The sequence below is a fragment of the Asprobacillus argus genome (genome assembly GCF_032248395.1).
In the GTDB taxonomy this organism is placed as follows: domain Bacteria; phylum Bacteroidota; class Bacteroidia; order Flavobacteriales; family Flavobacteriaceae; genus Polaribacter; species Polaribacter argus.
This window is the reverse complement of sequence record NZ_JAVTTO010000005.1, coordinates 176,185-196,252: the sequence shown is the minus strand read 5'-3', so window position 1 is coordinate 196,252 and position 20,068 is coordinate 176,185. Positions and strand designations below refer to the sequence as shown.

The 20,068-nt window shown below is 34.9% G+C and carries 17 protein-coding genes and 1 tRNA gene; 8 read left to right on the top strand and 10 right to left on the bottom strand.

Annotated elements, in window-relative coordinates; all coding sequences use genetic code 11:
- Positions 1-218: 218 nt before the first annotated feature.
- The gene (locus RQM59_RS13555; protein WP_349242660.1) at positions 219-1,412 is read left to right on the top strand and encodes an acetyltransferase domain-containing protein; all 1,194 of its coding nucleotides are present in this window, start codon (positions 219-221) and stop codon (positions 1,410-1,412) included.
- Between the two features lie 48 nt (positions 1,413-1,460).
- Here RQM59_RS13555 and RQM59_RS13550 read toward each other — a convergent pair.
- Positions 1,461-1,535: transfer RNA gene (locus tag RQM59_RS13550), tRNA-Pro, on the bottom strand.
- Positions 1,536-1,634: 99 nt separating this feature from the next.
- Positions 1,635-2,090 (bottom strand): nuclear transport factor 2 family protein, encoded by a 456-nt coding sequence (locus RQM59_RS13545; RefSeq protein ID WP_349242659.1) that lies wholly within the window; start codon positions 2,088-2,090, stop codon positions 1,635-1,637.
- 190 nt (positions 2,091-2,280) lie between these two features.
- Here RQM59_RS13545 and RQM59_RS13540 point away from each other — a divergent pair, with 190 nt between their 5' ends.
- The 7 genes from RQM59_RS13540 (at position 2,281) to RQM59_RS13510 (ending at position 9,289) form a co-directional block, all read left to right on the top strand.
- Complete coding sequence (locus tag RQM59_RS13540; protein WP_349242658.1) at positions 2,281-3,387, top strand: PQQ-dependent sugar dehydrogenase; 1,107 nt, start codon at positions 2,281-2,283, stop codon at positions 3,385-3,387.
- Positions 3,388-3,521: 134 nt separating this feature from the next.
- On the top strand, positions 3,522-4,469 hold the full coding sequence (gene trxB, locus RQM59_RS13535) for a thioredoxin-disulfide reductase (protein WP_349242657.1): 948 nt from the start codon (positions 3,522-3,524) through the stop codon (positions 4,467-4,469).
- 102 nt (positions 4,470-4,571) lie between these two features.
- Positions 4,572-6,026, top strand: a complete 1,455-nt coding sequence (locus tag RQM59_RS13530; RefSeq protein WP_349242656.1) for a serine hydrolase — start codon at positions 4,572-4,574, stop codon at positions 6,024-6,026.
- A 72-nt stretch (positions 6,027-6,098) separates the two neighbouring features.
- The gene (locus tag RQM59_RS13525) at positions 6,099-6,650 is read left to right on the top strand and encodes an RNA polymerase sigma factor (RefSeq protein WP_349242655.1); all 552 of its coding nucleotides are present in this window, start codon (positions 6,099-6,101) and stop codon (positions 6,648-6,650) included.
- A 2-nt stretch (positions 6,651-6,652) separates the two neighbouring features.
- Complete coding sequence (locus RQM59_RS13520) at positions 6,653-7,444, top strand: HEAT repeat domain-containing protein (protein ID WP_349242654.1); 792 nt, start codon at positions 6,653-6,655, stop codon at positions 7,442-7,444.
- A gap of 107 nt (positions 7,445-7,551) precedes the next feature.
- Positions 7,552-8,463 carry a DUF4097 family beta strand repeat-containing protein gene (locus RQM59_RS13515; protein WP_349242653.1) on the top strand — a complete coding sequence of 304 codons (912 nt, stop codon included), beginning with the start codon at positions 7,552-7,554 and terminating at the stop codon, positions 8,461-8,463.
- A gap of 4 nt (positions 8,464-8,467) precedes the next feature.
- On the top strand, positions 8,468-9,289 hold the full coding sequence (locus tag RQM59_RS13510) for a DUF4097 family beta strand repeat-containing protein (protein WP_349242652.1): 822 nt from the start codon (positions 8,468-8,470) through the stop codon (positions 9,287-9,289).
- Positions 9,290-9,344: 55 nt separating this feature from the next.
- Here the strand turns inward: RQM59_RS13510 and RQM59_RS13505 are convergent, their stop codons facing one another.
- The 8 genes from RQM59_RS13505 to RQM59_RS13470 form a co-directional block, all read right to left on the bottom strand.
- Positions 9,345-10,475 (bottom strand): serine hydrolase domain-containing protein, encoded by a 1,131-nt coding sequence (locus RQM59_RS13505; RefSeq protein WP_349242651.1) that lies wholly within the window; start codon positions 10,473-10,475, stop codon positions 9,345-9,347.
- Between the two features lie 203 nt (positions 10,476-10,678).
- Complete coding sequence (locus RQM59_RS13500; RefSeq protein WP_349242650.1) at positions 10,679-12,769, bottom strand: DUF2306 domain-containing protein; 2,091 nt, start codon at positions 12,767-12,769, stop codon at positions 10,679-10,681.
- A 144-nt stretch (positions 12,770-12,913) separates the two neighbouring features.
- Positions 12,914-13,654: a LytTR family transcriptional regulator DNA-binding domain-containing protein gene (locus RQM59_RS13495; RefSeq protein WP_349242649.1), complete on the bottom strand. Its 741-nt coding sequence runs from the start codon at positions 13,652-13,654 to the stop codon at positions 12,914-12,916.
- Between the two features lie 151 nt (positions 13,655-13,805).
- A complete protein-coding gene (locus RQM59_RS13490; RefSeq protein ID WP_349242648.1) occupies positions 13,806-15,608 on the bottom strand; it encodes an acyl-CoA dehydrogenase FadE in 1,803 nt (600 codons plus the stop codon).
- Between the two features lie 40 nt (positions 15,609-15,648).
- Positions 15,649-15,999 carry a four helix bundle protein gene (locus RQM59_RS13485; RefSeq protein WP_349242647.1) on the bottom strand — a complete coding sequence of 117 codons (351 nt, stop codon included), beginning with the start codon at positions 15,997-15,999 and terminating at the stop codon, positions 15,649-15,651.
- Positions 16,000-16,033: 34 nt separating this feature from the next.
- Entirely contained in the window at positions 16,034-17,224 is a 1,191-nt protein-coding gene (locus RQM59_RS13480; protein WP_349242646.1) for an acetyl-CoA C-acyltransferase, read from the bottom strand.
- 28 nt (positions 17,225-17,252) lie between these two features.
- Positions 17,253-17,612, bottom strand: a complete 360-nt coding sequence (locus RQM59_RS13475) for a four helix bundle protein (RefSeq protein WP_349242645.1) — start codon at positions 17,610-17,612, stop codon at positions 17,253-17,255.
- Between the two features lie 43 nt (positions 17,613-17,655).
- Entirely contained in the window at positions 17,656-20,058 is a 2,403-nt protein-coding gene (locus RQM59_RS13470) for a 3-hydroxyacyl-CoA dehydrogenase/enoyl-CoA hydratase family protein (RefSeq protein ID WP_349242644.1), read from the bottom strand.
- Between the last annotated feature and the right edge of the window lie 10 nt (positions 20,059-20,068).

Below are 20,068 nucleotides of genomic sequence, written 5' to 3'. Positions count from 1 at the left end.
ACTATAAAGATACGAAACGTTTAACGAAATCAATCATATGGTTAAACAAAACTAATGTTAAATTTTTATAACTTTAAGATGATAAAAAAAGACATATACATAAGTGATTACATCGGGACGCATAGAAGTTCTGAAAAGTGCCTTCTCATAATTTTAAGTTAAAATTAAGATTTATAATGCGCTGCATCTCTTACATTTATGGAATACAACCAAAACATATGGAATCAACTATCGCTTTAAAAAGTACAAGAAAAAGAATATCATCAATTGATATCTTACGAGGTTTGGTCATTATCCTGATGGCTGTCGATCATATCCGAGATATGTGGGCCCTAGAACCTTTTGCTCCTGAAAACATTGCAGAAACAAGTTCGGGCTATTTTTTCACTAGATTCATTACGCACTTTTGTGCTCCTGTTTTTGTATTCTTAGCGGGTACATCGATCTATTTGTATTTGCAAAAAGTGAAAGATAAAAACCAGGTAAGCCTTTTTTTGGTAAAAAGAGGTTTATGGTTGATCCTTGTGGAGGTGATTATTATCAATTGGGCCTGGAGTTGGAAAATGATCTGGAATAGTTGGGGATTCTTTTTACAGGTGATATGGGCTATTGGTGTTGCCATGATTGCCATGGCGTTGTTAATTAGACTTTCGAATAAAATGTTATTGATCGTTTCAATGTTGATCATATTTGGGCACAACTTGCTAAATTCAATTACGCCAAATGATTTGGGAAGCTTTGATTGGTTTTGGAAGATCTTTCATGAGCAAGGTTGGATTCCTTTTGTTTCAGATAATAGTTTTGGAATGTATGTTGTGTACCCCATACTACCATGGATAGGTGTTATGGCAGCTGGATTCGTATTTGGTCAAGTCATGACCTGGAGTTCTGAAAAGCGAATAAAATGGCTTTGGTGGCTGGGTATAGGATCCATCCTTCTATTTACTGTGCTAAGGTTAAGTAATATATACGGAGATACGGGAGCATGGGAAACTCAAAAAAGCGGATTGTTTACATTTATGGACTTTCTAAACACACAAAAATACCCTCCTTCTTTACTTTTCTTGCTAATGACATTAGGACCTTCCTTCCTTTTGCTTATCCTGTTTGAGAAATGGAAAACAAAACTGTTTGACTTTTTAAAAGTTTTTGGAAGAGTACCTTTTTTCTTTTACATATTACATTTCCCTGTAATCCATTTTTCTTCGATGCTCTATTTTAGAATTACTGAAGGAGCATGGTTTGATTTGGCAAACTCTGGAGGACCGAAGAATTGGCCTGAATATTATCAACCTTCGTTATTAAGACTTTATGTAGTTTGGGTGGCTATTGTTATTTTCTTTTACTTTTTATGTAGGTGGTATAATAATTATAAATCAAGGAAAAATTACTGGTGGTTAAAATACATTTAGAGATACAATTTTTAACAAGAAAAAGCCAGCAAAAATTGCTGGCTTTTGTCGGGGTGGCAGGATTCGAACCTGCGACCTCCTCGTCCCAAACGAGGCGCGATGACCGGGCTACGCTACACCCCGATAAAATCGGACTGCAAATTTACTATAATCTTTTTATTTAACGAAAAGATTACACAATATTTTAAATGAAGAATTAACCCAGAGGTTGGTGTACAAATTTTACTTCTTTTTTTTCTTTTTGTCTAATGGACCTTCCCAAAGAACCTGTCGTATCATCCATTTATCACCTTCTCTCGCTAGAAGCATATAATCTACTCCCCACCAAGCAGTTATTTTAGTGGAAGCGATATGGTTTGAGATGTCCAAAATCTCTACCTTTCTAGGAGCACTTTTTGGAGCAAATTTCTTTGTTTTAAGTACACCTTTAGAATAGTTTAAAGCTTGTTGAAAGGTCATCTTTCCATCTGCACGATACTTTCCTGTTTTCTTGTTTTTCCAATAACCGAACTTATATAACGACGGGGAAATGCTATTGATTATTTTTAACGTATCTCCTTCATAGAAGCCATCTATATAGTTTAAACAGGCTCTTCTAACCTTATTTTTATCCTTTTCAGATTGAGCAAATAGACTGGTTGTGTTTAACAGTAACAAAACAATTATTATTTTTTTCATTGTGGTAAGTTTTTAGTAGTGCATCGAAGCTAGTATTAAATACGAGTTAGTCAAAAGAAAATGTAGTGAAATGATAAGATTATGTATTGAATTGTATGTCCATTTTTTAAACTACAAGTATTAAATTTGGATATGTACAGTTTATAATAGAACTTTATAACAGAAATGAAATCTATTTAATGTCATTTTTATGAAAAAACAGCGCAAACTTCTTTTTACAGGAACCTTATGTATCTTATTTATAGGGACATCCTTTGTAAGTCAAAATAGAGTAAAAGAAAATGACTATGAAGTAATAGTTTCTGGATTGAGAATTCCTTGGGGGTTCACTTTTTTACCAGATAATTCTATGCTAATTACGGAAAAACATGGGAGAATCGTTCATTTTAAAAATGGTAAGAAAACGGTGGTTAATGGACTACCCAGAATGAAAACACAAGGGCAAGGAGGTCTAATGGACATAGAATTGCATCCAAATTTTGAGAAGAACAACTACATTTATTTTACATATGTCTCATCAGCGGGAGGAGGAGGTGGTAATACTGCTTTGATGAGAGCGGTATTTAAAGACGGTATGTTATCACAAAAGAAATTGCTATATAAAGGGACGCCCAATACGCGTGCGGGTCAACATTTTGGGTCCAGAATTGCCTTTGATAAAGAAGGCTATCTGTACTTTAGTATTGGAGATAGAGGGAACAGAGATGTAAACCCACAAGACCTCTCTAGAGATGGAGGAAAGATCTATCGATTGCATGATGATGGTCGTATTCCAAAAGATAATCCCTTTGTTGCTATTTCTGGCGCTAAAAAGGCGGTGTACAGTTATGGTCATAGAAATCCACAAGGAATGGAACTAAATCCTTTTACTGGCGAAATTTGGACGCATGAACATGGTCCAAGAGGAGGGGATGAAATCAATATCATAAAAGCGGGTAAGAATTATGGTTGGCCAAAAGCGAGTTTTGGTATCAATTATAGTGGGTCAAAATTTACGAATAAGACATCCATCAAAGGAATGGAAGATCCATTACACCATTGGACTCCATCAATAGCCCCTAGCGGAATGGCTTTTGTAAATAGTAATAAATATCCGAAAATGAAAGGAGACCTTTTAGTTGGTTCTTTAAAATTTGGATATGTTACTCGTTGTATATTAAAGAATGGAAAGGTAATCAAAGAAGAAAGACTATTAAATGGCATAGGAAGAGTTAGGGCTATTGAACAAGGCAATGACGGTTATATCTATGTGGGAGTCGAACATGTGGGGATTGTACGATTAAAATCTGGAAAGTAGTTCAAATCAGTTGCAGAAAGCCTTACAGTTTTTGAATTAGATTTCTCTATTATTTAATTGTTAAAATATATCCGATATCAACGCAGAACACATCAAAAAAAATTACATTTGTATTCGTAAAAATTTAGAGTATAATGTCAGACACAATTGAAAGAATAAAGTGCTTAATTATTGGCTCAGGACCAGCAGGTTATACGGCTGCTATTTACGCAGCAAGAGCAGATATGAAACCAGTAATGTATACTGGGATGCAAATGGGAGGACAGTTAACGACTACTACAGAAGTAGATAACTTTCCAGGATATGCAAATGGTACAGATGGAACTGCCATGATGGAAGATCTAAAGAAACAAGCTGAACGTTTTGGTACTGAGGTACGATTTGGAATGGTTACTAGTGTGGATCTTTCTAAAGAGGTAGGAGGAATACATAAAGTGGTTGTTGATGGATCTAAAGAACTTGAAGCTGAAACGATTGTTATTTCAACCGGTGCTACAGCTAAATATCTGGGAATTGAAAGCGAACAAAGATTAATTGGAGGAGGAGTTTCGGCTTGTGCAACCTGTGATGGTTTCTTTTATAAGAATCAAGATGTAGTGGTTGTAGGAGCTGGAGATACAGCTGCTGAAGAAGCTACTTATTTAGCAAATATCTGTAAGAAAGTAACCATATTGGTACGTAAAGACTACATGAGAGCTTCAAAAGCAATGCAGCATCGTGTAAATAGGACTGAGAACATTGAAGTGTTATTCAATACGGAGATTGATGAGGTACTTGGAGAACAAGTAGTAGAAGGCGTAAGAGTATTTAATAATCAAACTGGTGATAAAAAAGAGATTCCAGTAACTGGTGTATTTGTTGCTATTGGACATACACCAAATACGAATCTTTTTAAAGGTGTTTTAGATATGGACGAAACTGGATACTTGATTACTGAAGGAAAGTCTACAAAAACAAATGTACCTGGAGTATTCGCTGCTGGAGATGTACAGGATAAAGAATATAGACAAGCGGTTACCGCAGCAGGAACGGGTTGCATGGCAGCGCTAGATGCGGAACGTTACTTAGGAGCTTTAGTATAAAGAATTCTTAACATAATATATAAAGAGATTGCGAAAGCAATCTCTTTTTTTTTGTAACACTTTTGGATAAGCACTGTTAACCTGTTTGTTAAAACACAAACAATGAGAACATTTACACCAACAAAGGCCCGTTTTTTTGGATATCTGCTACTTTGTATTATAGCATCATCCTGTGGCAAAGTTTCGCCGGTCCCTTTAAGCAACAAGCAAAAAGAAAAAATTGATAGCTACATCAAACATCTTCAAAAAAGACATGAAATACCTGGTGTTTCTCTTGCGATTATTAAAGATGAAGAAGTCCTGTATAAAGAAACATTTGGAAAGGCTAATATTGAACACAACAGCTCTGTACTAGATCAGTCTATTTTTAGGGTGTATTCGCTAACAAAACCGATCGTTGCCGTTGCCGTTTTTCAATTGATTGAAAAAGAGAAATTATCCTTGGAAGATGCGATAGGAAAATATGTACCAGATTTACCTCTTTCCTGGAACACCATTAAAATAAAACATTTACTAACTCATTCTTCTGGGATACCGGATATGGCTCCTTATAATAGGATGGAGAAACTTACAGAGAAAGAAGCAAAAGAACTGGTTTTTAGTAAAGAGAAGCTCTTTGATCCAGGAGAAAAATATGCATACAATCAGACAAATTTTTGGTTGTTACAATTGATCATTGAAAAGGTTTCTGGTGAATCGCTCGAAGATTTTATTATTAAGAATCAGTTCGACGGAGCAAACGAAGAAATATTCTTTTCATCTAATTCTAAAGAAATTGTGCCTAACAGAGTAACTCCTTATTTTCCATTTGAAACTGGTACTATACAAATAGATCACTCTTCTTTAAAAGGAAGATATATGTTTGCGGCCAATGGATTGAATATTACCATAAATGCTTTTATTGATTGGGATAAGAAGTTAAAATCAGGTGAATTAATCAATAAAGAAACATTAGACGAGATGTGGGAGGTGTTTTCATATACGGCGTCGAATAAGAGATTTGTCTATGGTTGGGATAAACATATTGTTAACAGGCATGATTCTTATGGCTTTTCAGGGTCACTCGTTACAGCGTATAGGATCTTTCCCGACGATAATCTGAGTATCATTTTTCTATCCAACGGTTTAGGAAATTATTATAACATAGAAAATATAATCGATCATATTGCCAGTATTATTAATAGTGATATTGTGAACGTCGCAAATAAAGCTTTTGAAACTCTTTTGCAAGTAAGTGTAGAAGATGATATCAATGCATTTGAAACCGTGTATGTACATTTGAAGAATAAAGAGGAGTATGCACAATTAAATTTTGAAAACCTTGTAAACGATGTAGGCTATCAATTGATAAATCAGAAAAGGATTGAGAAAGCAATTCAAGTGTTTACATTTAATACGCAACAGTTTCCAAGTTCGGCAAATGCATTTGATAGTTTAGGGGAATCCTATTATAGAGATTATCAGAATAAAAAAGCGCTTGTAAATTATAAGAAAGCTATAGAATTAGGAGGTACAAATGGCAATGCAAGGAAAATGTTAGCGCTAATTAAAAAATAAAAGAACTAATTTGTAACGTTTTTAAAATGTTACAGTATATCTGTTCAAATCTAACCAACCAACAATATAATATTGGATACACTATCGGACAATTCATTAATGCTAAGTGTAAAAGCAGGAGAAACCCAGAAGTTGGGATTGCTATACGAGCGCTATAAAAAAAGACTCTTTGGATTCTTTTATCAAATGAACAAAGATGCTGGATTAAGCGAAGACCTTGTGCAGAATGTTTTTATGAAGATATTGAAATACAAACATACCTATACAGAGGAGAGCAAATTTGTAGTATGGTTATTTCAAATAGCGAGGAATGCGAGCTATGATAGCTTTAAAAAAAGTAAAAAGTATATGCATAGAGATATTGATGATGTGGGGTATGCTATTAGTGGAGGAGACGATGTGCAGGGCGCGATCATCGAACGAGAAGATACAATTATGTTAAGGAAGGCCTTAGCATTATTACCGCCTGACAAGAAAGAGTTGATTGTGCTAAGCAAGTTTAAAGAATTAAAATATAGAGAAGTAGGAGAGATCATAGGTTGTACAGAAGGAAATGCTAGATTAAAAGTACATAGAGCATTGAACGATTTAAAAGGAATTTTTCTAACATTAGAAAAGAGATAGATATGGAGTATACAGAATTTAAAGAAGTAATTGTAGATTATTTATCAGGGAATTTAACTGAGGAGAAGCATATAGAGTTTGAGCAATTTTTAAGTGAAAACTCTCAACATCAAGAAGAGTTTGAAGCTTCAAAAGTATTTTGGGCAGGGGCCGAAGAAGAAATTCCAACACCAACATCGGCAATGGATGTTAAGTTTTATACCATGTTAAATGCGCAGGAAAAAAGAACACAAAAAGAATCGGTTTTTAAGAGTATTGAAACGTTGCTTTTTGGAAACTTTCCAAAGCAATTGGCATACACCTTAGCAATTTTAGTAGCCGGCTTTTTTATTGGGAATGGGTTGAATATTGGAAATAGTTCAGCCAAAGATTCTGTTGAAATTGCGAAGAAAGAAACCGAAAAAGTAAGATCTGAATTGGTATTAACTTTATTAGATCAGCCTTCGGCAAATAAAAGACTGCAAGCCGTAAATGAAGTTGGAAAGTTAAATACGGTTACAGAAACTATTATAAAAGCATTGTTTTCTACTTTGAATAATGATGATAATGTAAATGTTCGATTGTCGGCTATCGAAGCGCTAAAGAACTATACGGATATTCCTTTAGTACGAGAAGGTTTAGTGTCTTCTATTATTCATCAGAGTTCACCTTTGGTGCAAATAGAACTAGCAGACCTCATGGTAGTTTTACAAGAAAAAAAGGCTGTAAAACCGTTAAAAGAATTGATCAAGGAAAAAGATGTAAATACAAACGCGAAACAAAAAATGGAAGAAAGTATACAAAGTATTATTTGATTCCGAATGTAAATAAGGTTGATGTAAATGGCAAATCCTAGGTCGCTTTTTACAGAGATAAATAAGTCATTCCTGCCTGCGGAAGGCAGGCATCAAAACCCAGAATTATGAAATTTTTAAAATTAATAACAATAATAATGCTCGCTTGTGCGGTCACAGTATCAGCGCAGCGATATCAGAAAGATAAAAAGTTAAAAAGCACCGAAACGATTCGGAAAGAACTAAAATTTGAAACAAATTCAGCTGAAAATATCCTGGTAGTGGATAATGTATATGGATCTATCGATGTGGTAGGGTATAACGGAAGCACCGTTCAAGTAGAGGTAATTAAAACTATTCAAGCCGATGAACAAAAGGATCTAGCATTAGGAAAGGAAGAAATTGGAATCAAATCAGCAAAAAAAGACAATGCTATTTATGTGTACTTGGACTCTCCTTATTCTCACTTTAATCTAAAGACAGGAAGTTTTGATCATAGAGAGTTTAGTTATAATTATCGTAGAAATTATAAGCATAGGTCTAAACGAATGTATAAGTATCGGTTAGATTTTAAGATAAAAATACCAAAGAACACAAGTATCGATGTAAAAGCTGTGAACAATGGAAACATAATGGTAGAGAATGTGCATGGAAAATTGTTGATCGTTCGTAACATTAATGGCGCTATTGATCTTAAGAATGTGTCGGGAAAAACAGATGTGGATGCAATTAACAAGGACATCAATATTAGTTATGCTAATAATCCTACAGAAGAAAGTTGGTATAGTTCTATAAATGGAGATATCAATATTAAGTTTAAAGATGGCTTAGATGCCACGATCAGTTATAAAACTATGAATGGTGGATTTTATACCAATTTTGATGTAGAAAAAGCTGTACCAAAAATCAATAAATTAAAGGAGCGAAGAAATAAAGGAACAAAGTATAAAGTAAACTCAAATAGACATTTTAAAATAGGAAAGGGAAGTGTGCATTTACACTTTAATCAATTAAACGGAGACGCAATCGTAAAAAAATAAAATCATGAACACAAAGAATATAAAAGTAGTAATTATAAGTATGCTGTTCTTACTTACTGTAAATGTAACAGCTCAAGAAACTATAAAAGTTCCATTGTCCAACCCAGCGAAAACAGGACTTTTAAAAATGGGAATCATTAATGGTTCGATTAGTGTAAAAGGGTATTCTGGTAAAGAAGTGATTGTGAAAGGGACCAGAAGAAAAACGAATGATCATTACAATTATCATGGAAACAAAAAAAGCAAAACAGGTTTAAAGAGAATATCGAATAATTCTTTGGAGTTTACGGCTACTGAGTATGATAACGTTGTTAGAATATCGACACCAGTTCAAATTACCACCGATTTTGAAATTCAAGTACCACGTAATTTTTCTTTAAAAATATCTACGATCAATAATGGGGATATTTATGTTGAAAATGTAAATGGCGTGATGGATGTTAGCAATAAGAATGGAAAGATAACTTTGAAAGAAATAAGTGGATCGGTAAGCGCCGATACTCTAAATGGAGGAATAACCATAAGCTTTGCAAAAGTGACACCAGGAGTTGCGATGGCTTTTAGTAATTTGAATGGTGATATAGATGTTACGTTTCCAAAGACGATCAAAGCTGATATAAAGATCAAGTCAGATAGAGGAGAAGTATATACAGACTTCGATTTAAAAACAAAACCTTCTAAAGCTAAAATTACCAAAGGAGAATCGAGTAGAGGAAATGCATATAGAGTGAAGGTTGAAAAATGGGTGACAGGCTCTATAAATGGAGGAGGCGCAGAAATCTTATTTAAGAATTTTCACGGAGATGTGATTATTCGATCGAAATAATAAAAAAGCGTAGATTAAAATAAAAAAAAGAGGCTGCCAATGGCAACCTCTTTTTTTATTTTTTTATGGCAATAAATTCGTTCAGCATAGAATAATACTCAGGATCAGAAACATTATGATTGGCCCAGCCAAAAATAGTTAGTAAATCTACTCTGGTTTTATGAGCAATTACCATATTCAGTTTTGGAATCACCGTAATAAACTGACCTCCCCAACCAGTAGCAGTATATGCACCTTCAAAATCAGGGTTGTCGTAAAACTGTTCGAAAAGCCACCACATATACCCATAAGACAGTTGTACTGGAGATTCTTCCGTTAATCCATATCGCTGATTTACTACATCGAGCGGTGTTATGGTTGACGTAATTTTTTCAATCCATTCTTTTGAGATCAATTGCTTGCCATCCCATCGCCCTTTATTCAACATAAGTTGTCCAATTTTAGCCATATCTCTAGTAGAAATATAGATGTGGAAAGCTTGATATCTGGACTTTTCATTCTTCTTTGATTTCTTTTGATTTTTAATGTGCCAATCTTGAAAACCTAAAGGGATAGCCAATTGCTCTTCAATTTCTTCATATATAGTATGGCCAGATTTTTTTTCAAGAATATATCCTCCAACATTAAAGTCCCAGTTATTGTACACGAAGTATTCGCCAGGCTGAACACTCCCTCTTTTCTTTATATTATTTATATCGTAACCACCATTGGAAGGAATATGAAATACGCCAGAACGGGCAGTGATAATATGATCAACAGTAGCCTGCTTTTCTATGGGTAATAATCCATCATCTTCATCAATGCCTATACTACCTATAGTTTCGTTTAGATCAATGGTGCCATTTTCTACGTATTTTCCATACAACATGGCAAGTATACTTTTCCTACAAGAAGCTAGGTAATTGATTTTAGATGTATTTCCGTATTCATAAATGACTTTTCCACCTTGCAAGACCAACATACTTGTGGTATGATAGCTCTTTCTTAAGTATTTAGTAAATTTTTTTAGACTGTCTTTTGTATATCCTGTGTTTTGTAAATTTTGCTTTTTCTCAAAGGCAGTTCCCTTAAAAGCTGGGCCTTTATAGAACCAGTCTTGTGGACTAGAGCAAAAAGTAAATGTGGTTAGCGCGATAATAGCAAAAAGGATAAAAATTATTCTTCTAGCGAGTTTTGTTCTTTTCATAATGTGTGTTAATTAAAATTTTATTTGTGATTAATGAATGATTCCTCTCAAAATATTTGGTCTCGAGAGTTTTTTTTTGAGGATTATAATTGCGACAAGAACAAAAAGCGGCACTAAATTGGATACTGAGTACCAATAAAAAAAGAACCGCTTCTTTCTTAATTCTCATAATTATATGGATAATGATTTGCAACCGTTTATATCTAGTATTTTAACTTCGATAGTATCCCAGATACCATTCTGTTTCCCGGGTCGAACTCTAAAGCTTTCTCAAAAGCTGCTAATGCTTCAGTATTTCTCCCTAATGCCATAAGGCTTTGTCCATAATACTTATAGATTCGATGTGTAAAATAACCATGACTAGGATATAGAATTAGGTTCAATTCGTAGAATTTAATAGCGTCTTCATGCTTCAATTCTTCTGCTAATTTTAAACCATATTCATTAATAAGGCGTTCAGAAATGGCATATTCGGAATCTTTATTATTGTACTCAGTCTTGATGAATTCTATAATTTCAGTTGCAGATTTTTCTTCTGCTAATTCGGAAATACTTTTTCTATTCAACATTAAATTTCTAAGGATCCACCAGTAACGCCATTTTGGAGTGTTTTTTCTATTAGAGAATCCGGCTAAGGTTAAAAGATCTCTTGTGGTTTTGTGTACAATGACAACATTTCGTTTGGGAATGATCGTAATAAAATGTCCGAAGGCACCAGATGCTGTATAAGCTCCGTCAAAGTCGGGATTATCGTAAAATCGCTCAAATGGCCACCACATATAGCTATATGCTCTTTGCATGGGAGTTGATGGATCTATTCCATATCTTGCATTTACAGTATCTATGGGTGTCACTGTAGTGGTCGTTTTTTGAATCCATTTTTTAGAGATCAACTGTTTACCTTTCCAAGAACCTTCTTGTAGCATCAGTTGTCCAATTTTAGCCAAATCTCGAGTGGAAAGATGCATATGATGTGCAGGGTATCGCGATTTTTTTTCATTTACTGATGTCGATTGATTTTCAATATTCCAATCTTCAAACCCTAACGGAATTGCTAATTGCTGTTCTAGTTCTTGATATACACTATTGCCAGATTTCTTCTCCAAAATATAGCCCGCAGCGTTAAAGTCCCAATTGTTATACACAAAATATTCGCCAGGCTTTTTACTTCCTCTTTCTTTAATATTATTTAGATCAGCACCTCCATTGGCAGCAGGATGAAAGACCCCTGATCTCGCCGTGATTAAATGTTCTACAGTGGCCTGTTTTTCTATAGGTAATAATCCATCGTCCTCATCAAGACCTATACTGCCAATTGTTTCTTGTAGATCAATCATACCATTGTCTACATATTTCCCATACAGCATACTTAAAATACTCTTGCGAGCAGAAGCGAGATAACTGATCTCAGAAACATCTCCATATTCAAAAACAATTTTACCATTTTCAAGTACCATCATACTGGTGGTTTCAGACTCTTCTTTGAGATACTGCGCTACCTCATTTAGCTTATCTTGAGTAAAACTGGAGCCATTTAAAGAAGTCACTTTTTCTAAAGGATTTCCTTTAAAACTGGGTGCTTGATAAAACCAAGTTTGTGGACTGGCGAAAGAAAGGAGGAATGTTATTCCAGCCAAAACAGTTGTTGTGATAATGACTTTTTTAATATGAAGCTTTCTATAGAGAGAAATAAGAACTTCTTTCTTGTTTAGAATCAGATAGACAACAATCAGGTTTGGAACCCAGCTTAGCCAGGCTACTACTTGGTAAGCTTCCGTGAAGTTTCCAAAAATAAGGATCAGGATGGGTAACCAAAGACGTAAAGTCACAGCGCCAAAAGTTCCAGCATAACTGTACATCATCCATTTTTTGTGAGCTTCTACATTCCCTTTTCTTATAGTAGTATAACCCAGCGTTGTAAGAAGTACCCAAATAAGAGCGCCTATGGAGAATCCCAATATCGGAGAAAGCCCTCCTGTGGCATGGAAAGCAATGTAGAATCCAGCCGGACCACTTAATAAAACAGCGACTACATAGATTTTTCCAATCCATCTATGAAGGTTCATGTATTTTCTTCTCAATTTTTTACTGAATTGTAACCAGCCAATTAGTAAGGCAATTCCTCCAAAGGTAATGTGTGTATAAAAGAAAATATTGTACACATTACTGCTTAACAATTCTGCTGATTTTGATAATAATAATGCAACAGGTTCGTCTGCTAAATAATAGGTAAAAGGATAGAAGCTAATAAGTATAGATAAGGCTCCAAAAACGATCCAAGCAAGCTTTTTCATGAGATTAAGTTTTATATTGATGAGACCAAACATAAGATCAAATCAATACACTTAATTACAATTATGTGATCAAGGTATAAAGACTATCTTTTTGGGTGCAATTGATAGTTTGTGGTATAAAATAGCCGATTTCAGGTATGAAATTTATAATGAAAGTAACCTGTTTTTATAGTTTTTCGAAACTGGAAGTTCAATTTGAGTAAGAGAAATGGTGACTGAATCTTTCCACGATTTAAAGTGTGATGGATTGATTAAATGCGAACGGTGAATTTGAATAAGAAAGTCAAATTCATATTGGATTTTTTTCAAGGAACTACGAATCAGTTTTGTTTTGAGTTGATCATTATCCAAGAAGAAAATCTCAACATAGTTCTGTGAGTTTGAAACACAGATCAATTCGTCTTTTTTAATTTTTAAGAAGTCCATTTTATTGTCTCCTTTAATAGTAACAAACTCTTCTTTTTTAGGAATCAATTTGATGGCATACCTTCTTAACAAGAAAATGATTGGAGTTACTACCAAGGCAATATTGATAATAATATCAGTAAAAAATTGAGAAAACTCATAATTACCCCGAATGATATCACTTTTGTAGTAGGTATATGTAATGATCGTATATAAAAGGTAAAATAGAATATACGTACTTACTTCAAGAGCGTTGTTCCATTTGACTATTTTCTGATATACTATTTTTTGATAGATAGCGACCACTATATATGAAAATAACGAAGCTAAACTGAAACCAACACTTACGCGAATCCAAACTTGCAAATCCATGGTGCCATGTTCAAAAGGTCGAACAAAAAAAGCAAACAGGAAACTCCAAAGACAAAGAAGAACTCCAATAGCAATATGATGTTTTATAGATGGATTTAGTTGTTTCATATGGACAACGAAAAACTTGAGTTACGTTTTATAGCGCATAAAAATACACCTTAAAATGAAATCAAAAAAAAAACCGTCAAATAAATGACGGTTTTTAAACAAACAACTAAATTCTAAAACCTATTAAGTTGAAGAAAATTTTATATATCATCTAGAAGCAGTACTTATTTTCTGCTTTTACTTTTTCAGCTATCACATTACGCAGTGCAACCACATTAGGTTGATTTGCATATTTGGTAAAACGCTTTAATCCCATTAACATCATACGCTGCTCATCGCCTTCAGCAAAAGAAACAATACCTTCTTTTCCTTTTTTATTGATAATGTCTACTGCATTGTATAGGTATAATCTTGCCATGGCAATTTGCCCCTCTTGCGCCTCTTCACCAAAACGTTTGGCATTTTTCTCAGTTCTTAAAATGGTAGACTCCGCCATATAGATCTCGATCAAGATATCTGCCGCTGCCATTAATAATTGTTGATGATCTTCTAACTCAGGCCCAAATTTCTGCACTGCAGAACCTGCAACCATTAAAAAGACCTTCTTTAATTTATCGATCATGTCTTTTTCTTCAGAAAACAATTCTGAATAGTCTGGCATATCAAAAGAAGGGATACCCATCAATTCATCTGCAACTTTCATCGCAGGGTTTAATAAATCTACATGTCCTTTCATGGCTTTTTTAAGCAGCATTCCTACGGAAAGGATTCTGTTTATCTCATTTGTGCCTTCATAGATTCTAGCAATACGAGCATCTCTCCAAGCAGATTCCATAGGTGTTTCCTCTGAGAACCCCATACCACCAAAAATTTGAATTCCTTCGTCAGCACAATTTTGTACGTCTTCAGAAACTGCTACTTTTAAGATAGAACATTCAATGGCATATTCTTCTACACCTTTTAGCTCAGCTTCCTGATGCGAATTTCCATCAGCCATTCGTAAGTTAATCCTATCTTCAATATTTTTTGCCGCTCTATAAGAAGCAGACTCTCCTGCATAGGCACTTGTCGCCATTTCTGCCAACTTGTATTTGATTGCACCAAAATCGGAAATAGGTGTTTTAAACTGTTTACGTTCATTAGCATAGTTAACAGCATGATTTAATACTCTTCTTTGAGAGTCTAAACAAGCTCCAGCCAATTTAATACGTCCTACATTTAACGCATTCATGGCAATTTTAAATCCACCACCTCTTACAGATAACATATTCTCTACAGGTACAAGGGTCTCGCTAAAGAAAACCTGACGTGTAGAAGATGCTCTAATTCCTAGTTTATGCTCTTCTTCACCCATAGTGATTCCATTATTCGAATCATTTTCAATGATGAATCCAGTAATGTTCTTGTCGTCCTCAATTCTTGCAAATACAATCATTATATCACAAAAACCAGCATTGGAAATCCACATTTTTTGACCATTGATCTTATATGATTTCCCATCTTCGGTAAGCGTTGCTGTCGTCTTTCCAGAATTAGCATCTGACCCAGCCGTTGGTTCTGTCAAACAATAAGCACCCATCCATTCGCCAGAAGCTAATTTTGGCACATACTTTTTCTTTTGTTCTTCATTTCCGTATAAAGTAATAGGCATGGTTCCTATTCCAGTATGCGCCCCAAAGGCAGTACTAAAAGACCCAGTACCACTAGAGATATACTCACAAACTAACATGGTAGAAACAAATCCCATTCCTAAACCTCCATATTCTTCAGGAACTGAAACACCTAAGAAACCTAGCTCTCCAGCTTTCTTCATTACTTCTTCTGTTAAAGCATAATCTTTCTTTTCGAAGCGTTCTTTATGTGGAATAATCTCACGATCGTTAAACTCCTTTACCGCTTCCTTCATCATTTGTTGCTCCTCAGAAAAATCTTCTGGAGTAAATATATCCTCACAATTTGATTCTTTTACCAAGAATTGTCCTCCGCGTAAAATTTCTTTGTTCATTGTTTCCATGTTCTTTAATTTTTAATTCTAAAATCTAAATTTTGAATTACTATTTGTTTTCTTGAGATGTCTTTACAATCTTGGTGAGTATTTTAATTAAATTCTCAACTTTTTCTAAGTGCTGACCAACATCTATACTTGTTAATTTTGATTTATCCAATAACCGTAACCAATATCTAGTTTCTCTAGCTTCCTTTGATGATATTGACATTTTATGTACAAAATCTTTTCTTGAAAAAGCAGCTGTTGCTTCTTGTATATTAGCCCCGATACTTGTTCCACTTCTTAACAATTGTTTAGAAATGATAAATTCTTTTTCCTCTTTTAATCTTCTGAATAAATCAATAATAATGAGTGCAAATTCAAAACTTTTATCCAGAACTATATTTTCTTTTTTCATGACAATCAAACATTTAAAATTTCACATTTAGAATTTAATTGAGAAATTCAAAAATGCCTGCTGCTCCTTGTCCTGTTCCAACACACATAGTAACCATACCATATTTATTTTTTAGTTCACGTCTACGCATCTCATCGAAGAGCTGAACAGATAATTTTGCTCCAGTACATCCTAAAGGATGCCCTAATGCTATTGCGCCTCCATTTACATTTACGATATCTTGATTTAGATCTAACTCGCGCATTACAGCTAATGATTGAGAAGCAAAAGCCTCATTTAGTTCAATCAAATCAATATCGTCTTGTTTTAATCCTGCTTGTTTTAACGCTTTTGGAATGGCTGCAACTGGTCCAATTCCCATAATCCTTGGTTCTACACCAGCAGCAGCGTAGTTCACCAGGCGAGCGATAGGTTCTAAATTTAATTCCTTCACCATATCCTCACTCATGACCATAACAAAGGCAGCTCCATCACTCATTTGGGATGAATTTCCAGCTGTCACACTTCCACCAGCAGCAAATACTGGGCGTAATTTATTTAATACAGCTGTGCTCGTTCCAGCTCTCGGGCCTTCATCTTTAGTAACCGTATAGCTTTTTGTTGCTTTCTTTCCGTTTGCATCTAAATACGTTTGATTTACCGTAATGGGAGCAATCTGATCCTGAAAACGATTTTCAGCTTGCGCTTTTAGCGCTTTCATATGAGAATGATATGCAAATTCATCTTGATCTTCTCTAGATACTTTAAACTGATTGGCAACAGCTTCTGCTGTATTTCCCATTCCCCAGTAATAGTCTTCATGCCCTGAGTTTACAAGGTCATAATTCAATTCTGTTTTATACCCGGTCATTGGAACTGCACTCATGCTTTCTGCTCCACCTGCAATAATACACTCGGCCATTCCAGCCTGAATTTTGGCTGCTGCCATGGCAATGGTTTCTAATCCTGATGAGCAAAATCTATTTACGGTAACGCCGGGGACATCTACACTATTCAATCCCATTAAAGAGATTAAGCGAGCCATATTTAAACCTTGAGAACCTTCTGGCATAGCATTTCCTACTATAACATCATCAATTCGTTTTACATCCAGTTGCGGAAGTTCCTTCATCATATGTTGAATGGTTTCAGCTGCCAATTCATCTGTTCTTTTAAAACGGAATAATCCTTTTGGAGCTTTTCCTACTGCTGTTCTATATCCTTTTACTATATATGCTGTCTTCATATTTTTTGTAGTATTGAGTATTGAGGCTTTAGTATTGAGGTTTTAATGTTTTCTGAAATGAGTAATTCATTTTCTGAATTTCAATACACAACTCAATTACTGGTTGTACTTTGTTTTTATCAACTAAGTTTAATTCGACTAATAATATTAATTGCGTTTGTAATTCATAAGATGAACCGTTTGCAATACTTAAAAAGTGTTGGAATTCTTTCTGAGAATTTCTTCCTGCTCCTTCGGCAATATTAGAAGGAATAGAAACTGCACTTCTTTTTATTTGAGATTTTAAACCATACTTTTCATCAGGAGATACATCAGAAATTAAAGTATACACAGCTTTTGTCAACTTAATTGACTTCTGCCACATCTTTAAATTTTCTACTTTGTGCATTTTCTAACTACTTAGTGCTAATATCTCAATACTTACGCGACTTTTAGTTGCGTAAAGGTTTACCAGTTTTTAACATGTGTTGTATACGCTCTAAAGTTTTACGTTCCGTAGTTAAACTTAAAAACGCTTCACGTTCAATATCTAAGAGATACTGTTCGGTAACTTTGGTAGGTTCGGATAAATCTCCACCTGCCATAACATAGGCCAATTTATTAGCGATCTTCTTATCGTGTTCTGAGATATAGTGACTTGCTTCCATAGCGTCCGTACCTACCAAGAACATTCCTAAAGCTTGTTTACCAAGAACCTTAATGTCTTTTCTTGCAGGAGGTTGCGTATATCCAGCTTCTGCCATCAACAGCGCATGTTTTTTAGCTTGTGCTATCTGACGATCTTTATTTACAACCACAACATCTTTTCCTTTTTGTAAAATGCCCAGATCAAAAGCCTCATAAGCAGAAGTTGCTACTTTGGCCATACCAATAGTTAGAAAATTCTCTTGCAATACATTTAATTCTACATCTCCTTTTCTAAATGAGTCTGCGGATCTTAAAGCGAACTCCTTAGATCCACCACCACCGGGAATTACACCAACACCAAATTCGACCAACCCAATATAGGTTTCAGCTGCGGCTACTACTTTGTCTGCATGCATAGATAATTCACATCCTCCACCTAAAGCCATCCCATGAGGGGCAGCAACTGTTGGAATCGATGAATAACGCATGCGCATCATGGTATCTTGAAAATATTTGATCGCCATGTTCAATTCGTCATATTCCTGTTCTACAGCCATCATAAAGATCATACCGATATTGGCACCTACAGAGAAGTTGGCAGCTTGATTACCAACGACAAGTCCCTGGTAATCTTTTTCTGCCATATCGATGGCTTTATTCAAGCCAGCTAATACATCCCCACCAATTGTATTCATTTTTGATTGGAACTCTACATTTAAAATTCCATCTCCGAGATCTTCGACCACAACTCCAGAATTTTTGAAGACTGCTTTCGACTCTCTAATATTATCTAAGATGATAAATGCATCTTGTCCAGGTTTCTTTGTTTGTGTTTTTGAAGGAATATCATAATAATGCGTTGCGCCTTCTTTCACTGAATAAAACGAGTTAGACCCTTTTTCCAACATTTCCAACACCCAAGCTGCAGGTTCTTTTCCTTCAGCTTTCATCATTTCAATTCCTTTTTCTACACCGATAGCATCCCAGATTTCGAAAGGACCATGTTCCCAACCAAATCCTGCTTTTAACGCATCGTCAATTCGGTATAGTTCATCCGAAATTTCAGGAATTCTATTTTGAACATAGGCAAACATCGCTGCAAAGCTTTTTCTATAGAATTCTCCAGCTTTATCTTTTCCGCCTACCAATACTTTAAAGCGATCAATTACATTGTCTATTGTTTTGGTCAATTCTAATGTTGCAAACTTGGCGCGTTGCTTGGTACGATACTCCAAAGTGTTTAGATCTAAAGAAAGAATTTCCTTTTTTCCATCATTGACAACTTTCTTATAAAACCCTTGCTTCGTTTTACTTCCCAACCATTTATTTTCCATCATGGTATTGACAAAATCAGGAATCACAAATTGATCTCTCATTTCATCATTCGGGCAATTGTCTTTTACACCATTAGCTGTATGTACCAAGGTATCTAACCCTACTACATCTATAGTTCTAAAAGTGGCCGACTTTGGTCTACCGATAACTGGTCCCGTTAATTTGTCTACTTCTTCAATGGTCAGTCCCATTTCTTTTACAACATGGAATAAACTCATGATGCCAAATATTCCAATTCTATTTCCAATAAATGCAGGAGTGTCTTTAGCAAGCACCGAAGTTTTTCCTAGAAACTTATCGCCATACACCATTAAAAAATCAACCACATCCTGTTTGCACTTTGGACCAGGTACCACTTCAAAAAGTTTTAAATATCGAGGTGGGTTAAAGAAGTGTGTTACCGCAAAATGTTGCTGAAAGTCTTCGCTTCTTCCTTCATTCATAAATTTGATTGGAATCCCTGAAGTATTCGATGTAATCAATGTTCCAGGTGTTCTATATTTTTCTATTTTCTCAAAAACTTGTTTTTTAATATCCAATCGTTCTACAACTACTTCCATCACCCAATCAACATCTTTGATCATATGAAGATCATCATCTATATTACCTGTAGTGATCCTATTGGCAAATTTTATATTATAAATAGGAGATGGTTTTGATTTTAACGAAGCAGTTAATGCATCATTAACTAAACGGTTCCGAACTACCTTGTCTTCTAAAGTTAATCCCTTTGCTTTCTCTTTATCATTTAGCTCTCTTGGAACAATATCCAATAAAAGAACTTCTACACCAATGTTAGCAAAGTGACAAGCAATACCGCTTCCCATAATACCGGAGCCAATAATTGCTACTTTTTTAATTCTTCTAGTCATTTGTTTTGAT

Bases quoted from the DNA above. Each gene is read 5' to 3' on its own strand.
- RQM59_RS13555 (WP_349242660.1), top strand. From the start codon at position 219: ATGGAATCAACTATCGCTTTAAAAAGTACAAGAAAAAGAATATCATCA.
- RQM59_RS13545 (WP_349242659.1), bottom strand. From the start codon at position 2,090: ATGAAAAAAATAATAATTGTTTTGTTACTGTTAAACACAACCAGTCTA.
- RQM59_RS13540 (WP_349242658.1), top strand. From the start codon at position 2,281: ATGAAAAAACAGCGCAAACTTCTTTTTACAGGAACCTTATGTATCTTA.
- trxB (WP_349242657.1), top strand. From the start codon at position 3,522: ATGTCAGACACAATTGAAAGAATAAAGTGCTTAATTATTGGCTCAGGA.
- RQM59_RS13530 (WP_349242656.1), top strand. From the start codon at position 4,572: ATGAGAACATTTACACCAACAAAGGCCCGTTTTTTTGGATATCTGCTA.
- RQM59_RS13520 (WP_349242654.1), top strand. From the start codon at position 6,653: ATGGAGTATACAGAATTTAAAGAAGTAATTGTAGATTATTTATCAGGG.
- RQM59_RS13515 (WP_349242653.1), top strand. From the start codon at position 7,552: ATGAAATTTTTAAAATTAATAACAATAATAATGCTCGCTTGTGCGGTC.
- RQM59_RS13510 (WP_349242652.1), top strand. From the start codon at position 8,468: ATGAACACAAAGAATATAAAAGTAGTAATTATAAGTATGCTGTTCTTA.
- RQM59_RS13505 (WP_349242651.1), bottom strand. From the start codon at position 10,475: ATGAAAAGAACAAAACTCGCTAGAAGAATAATTTTTATCCTTTTTGCT.
- RQM59_RS13500 (WP_349242650.1), bottom strand. From the start codon at position 12,769: ATGAAAAAGCTTGCTTGGATCGTTTTTGGAGCCTTATCTATACTTATT.
- RQM59_RS13495 (WP_349242649.1), bottom strand. From the start codon at position 13,654: ATGAAACAACTAAATCCATCTATAAAACATCATATTGCTATTGGAGTT.
- RQM59_RS13490 (WP_349242648.1), bottom strand. From the start codon at position 15,608: ATGGAAACAATGAACAAAGAAATTTTACGCGGAGGACAATTCTTGGTA.
- RQM59_RS13485 (WP_349242647.1), bottom strand. From the start codon at position 15,999: ATGAAAAAAGAAAATATAGTTCTGGATAAAAGTTTTGAATTTGCACTC.
- RQM59_RS13480 (WP_349242646.1), bottom strand. From the start codon at position 17,224: ATGAAGACAGCATATATAGTAAAAGGATATAGAACAGCAGTAGGAAAA.
- RQM59_RS13475 (WP_349242645.1), bottom strand. From the start codon at position 17,612: ATGCACAAAGTAGAAAATTTAAAGATGTGGCAGAAGTCAATTAAGTTG.
- RQM59_RS13470 (WP_349242644.1), bottom strand. From the start codon at position 20,058: ATGACTAGAAGAATTAAAAAAGTAGCAATTATTGGCTCCGGTATTATG.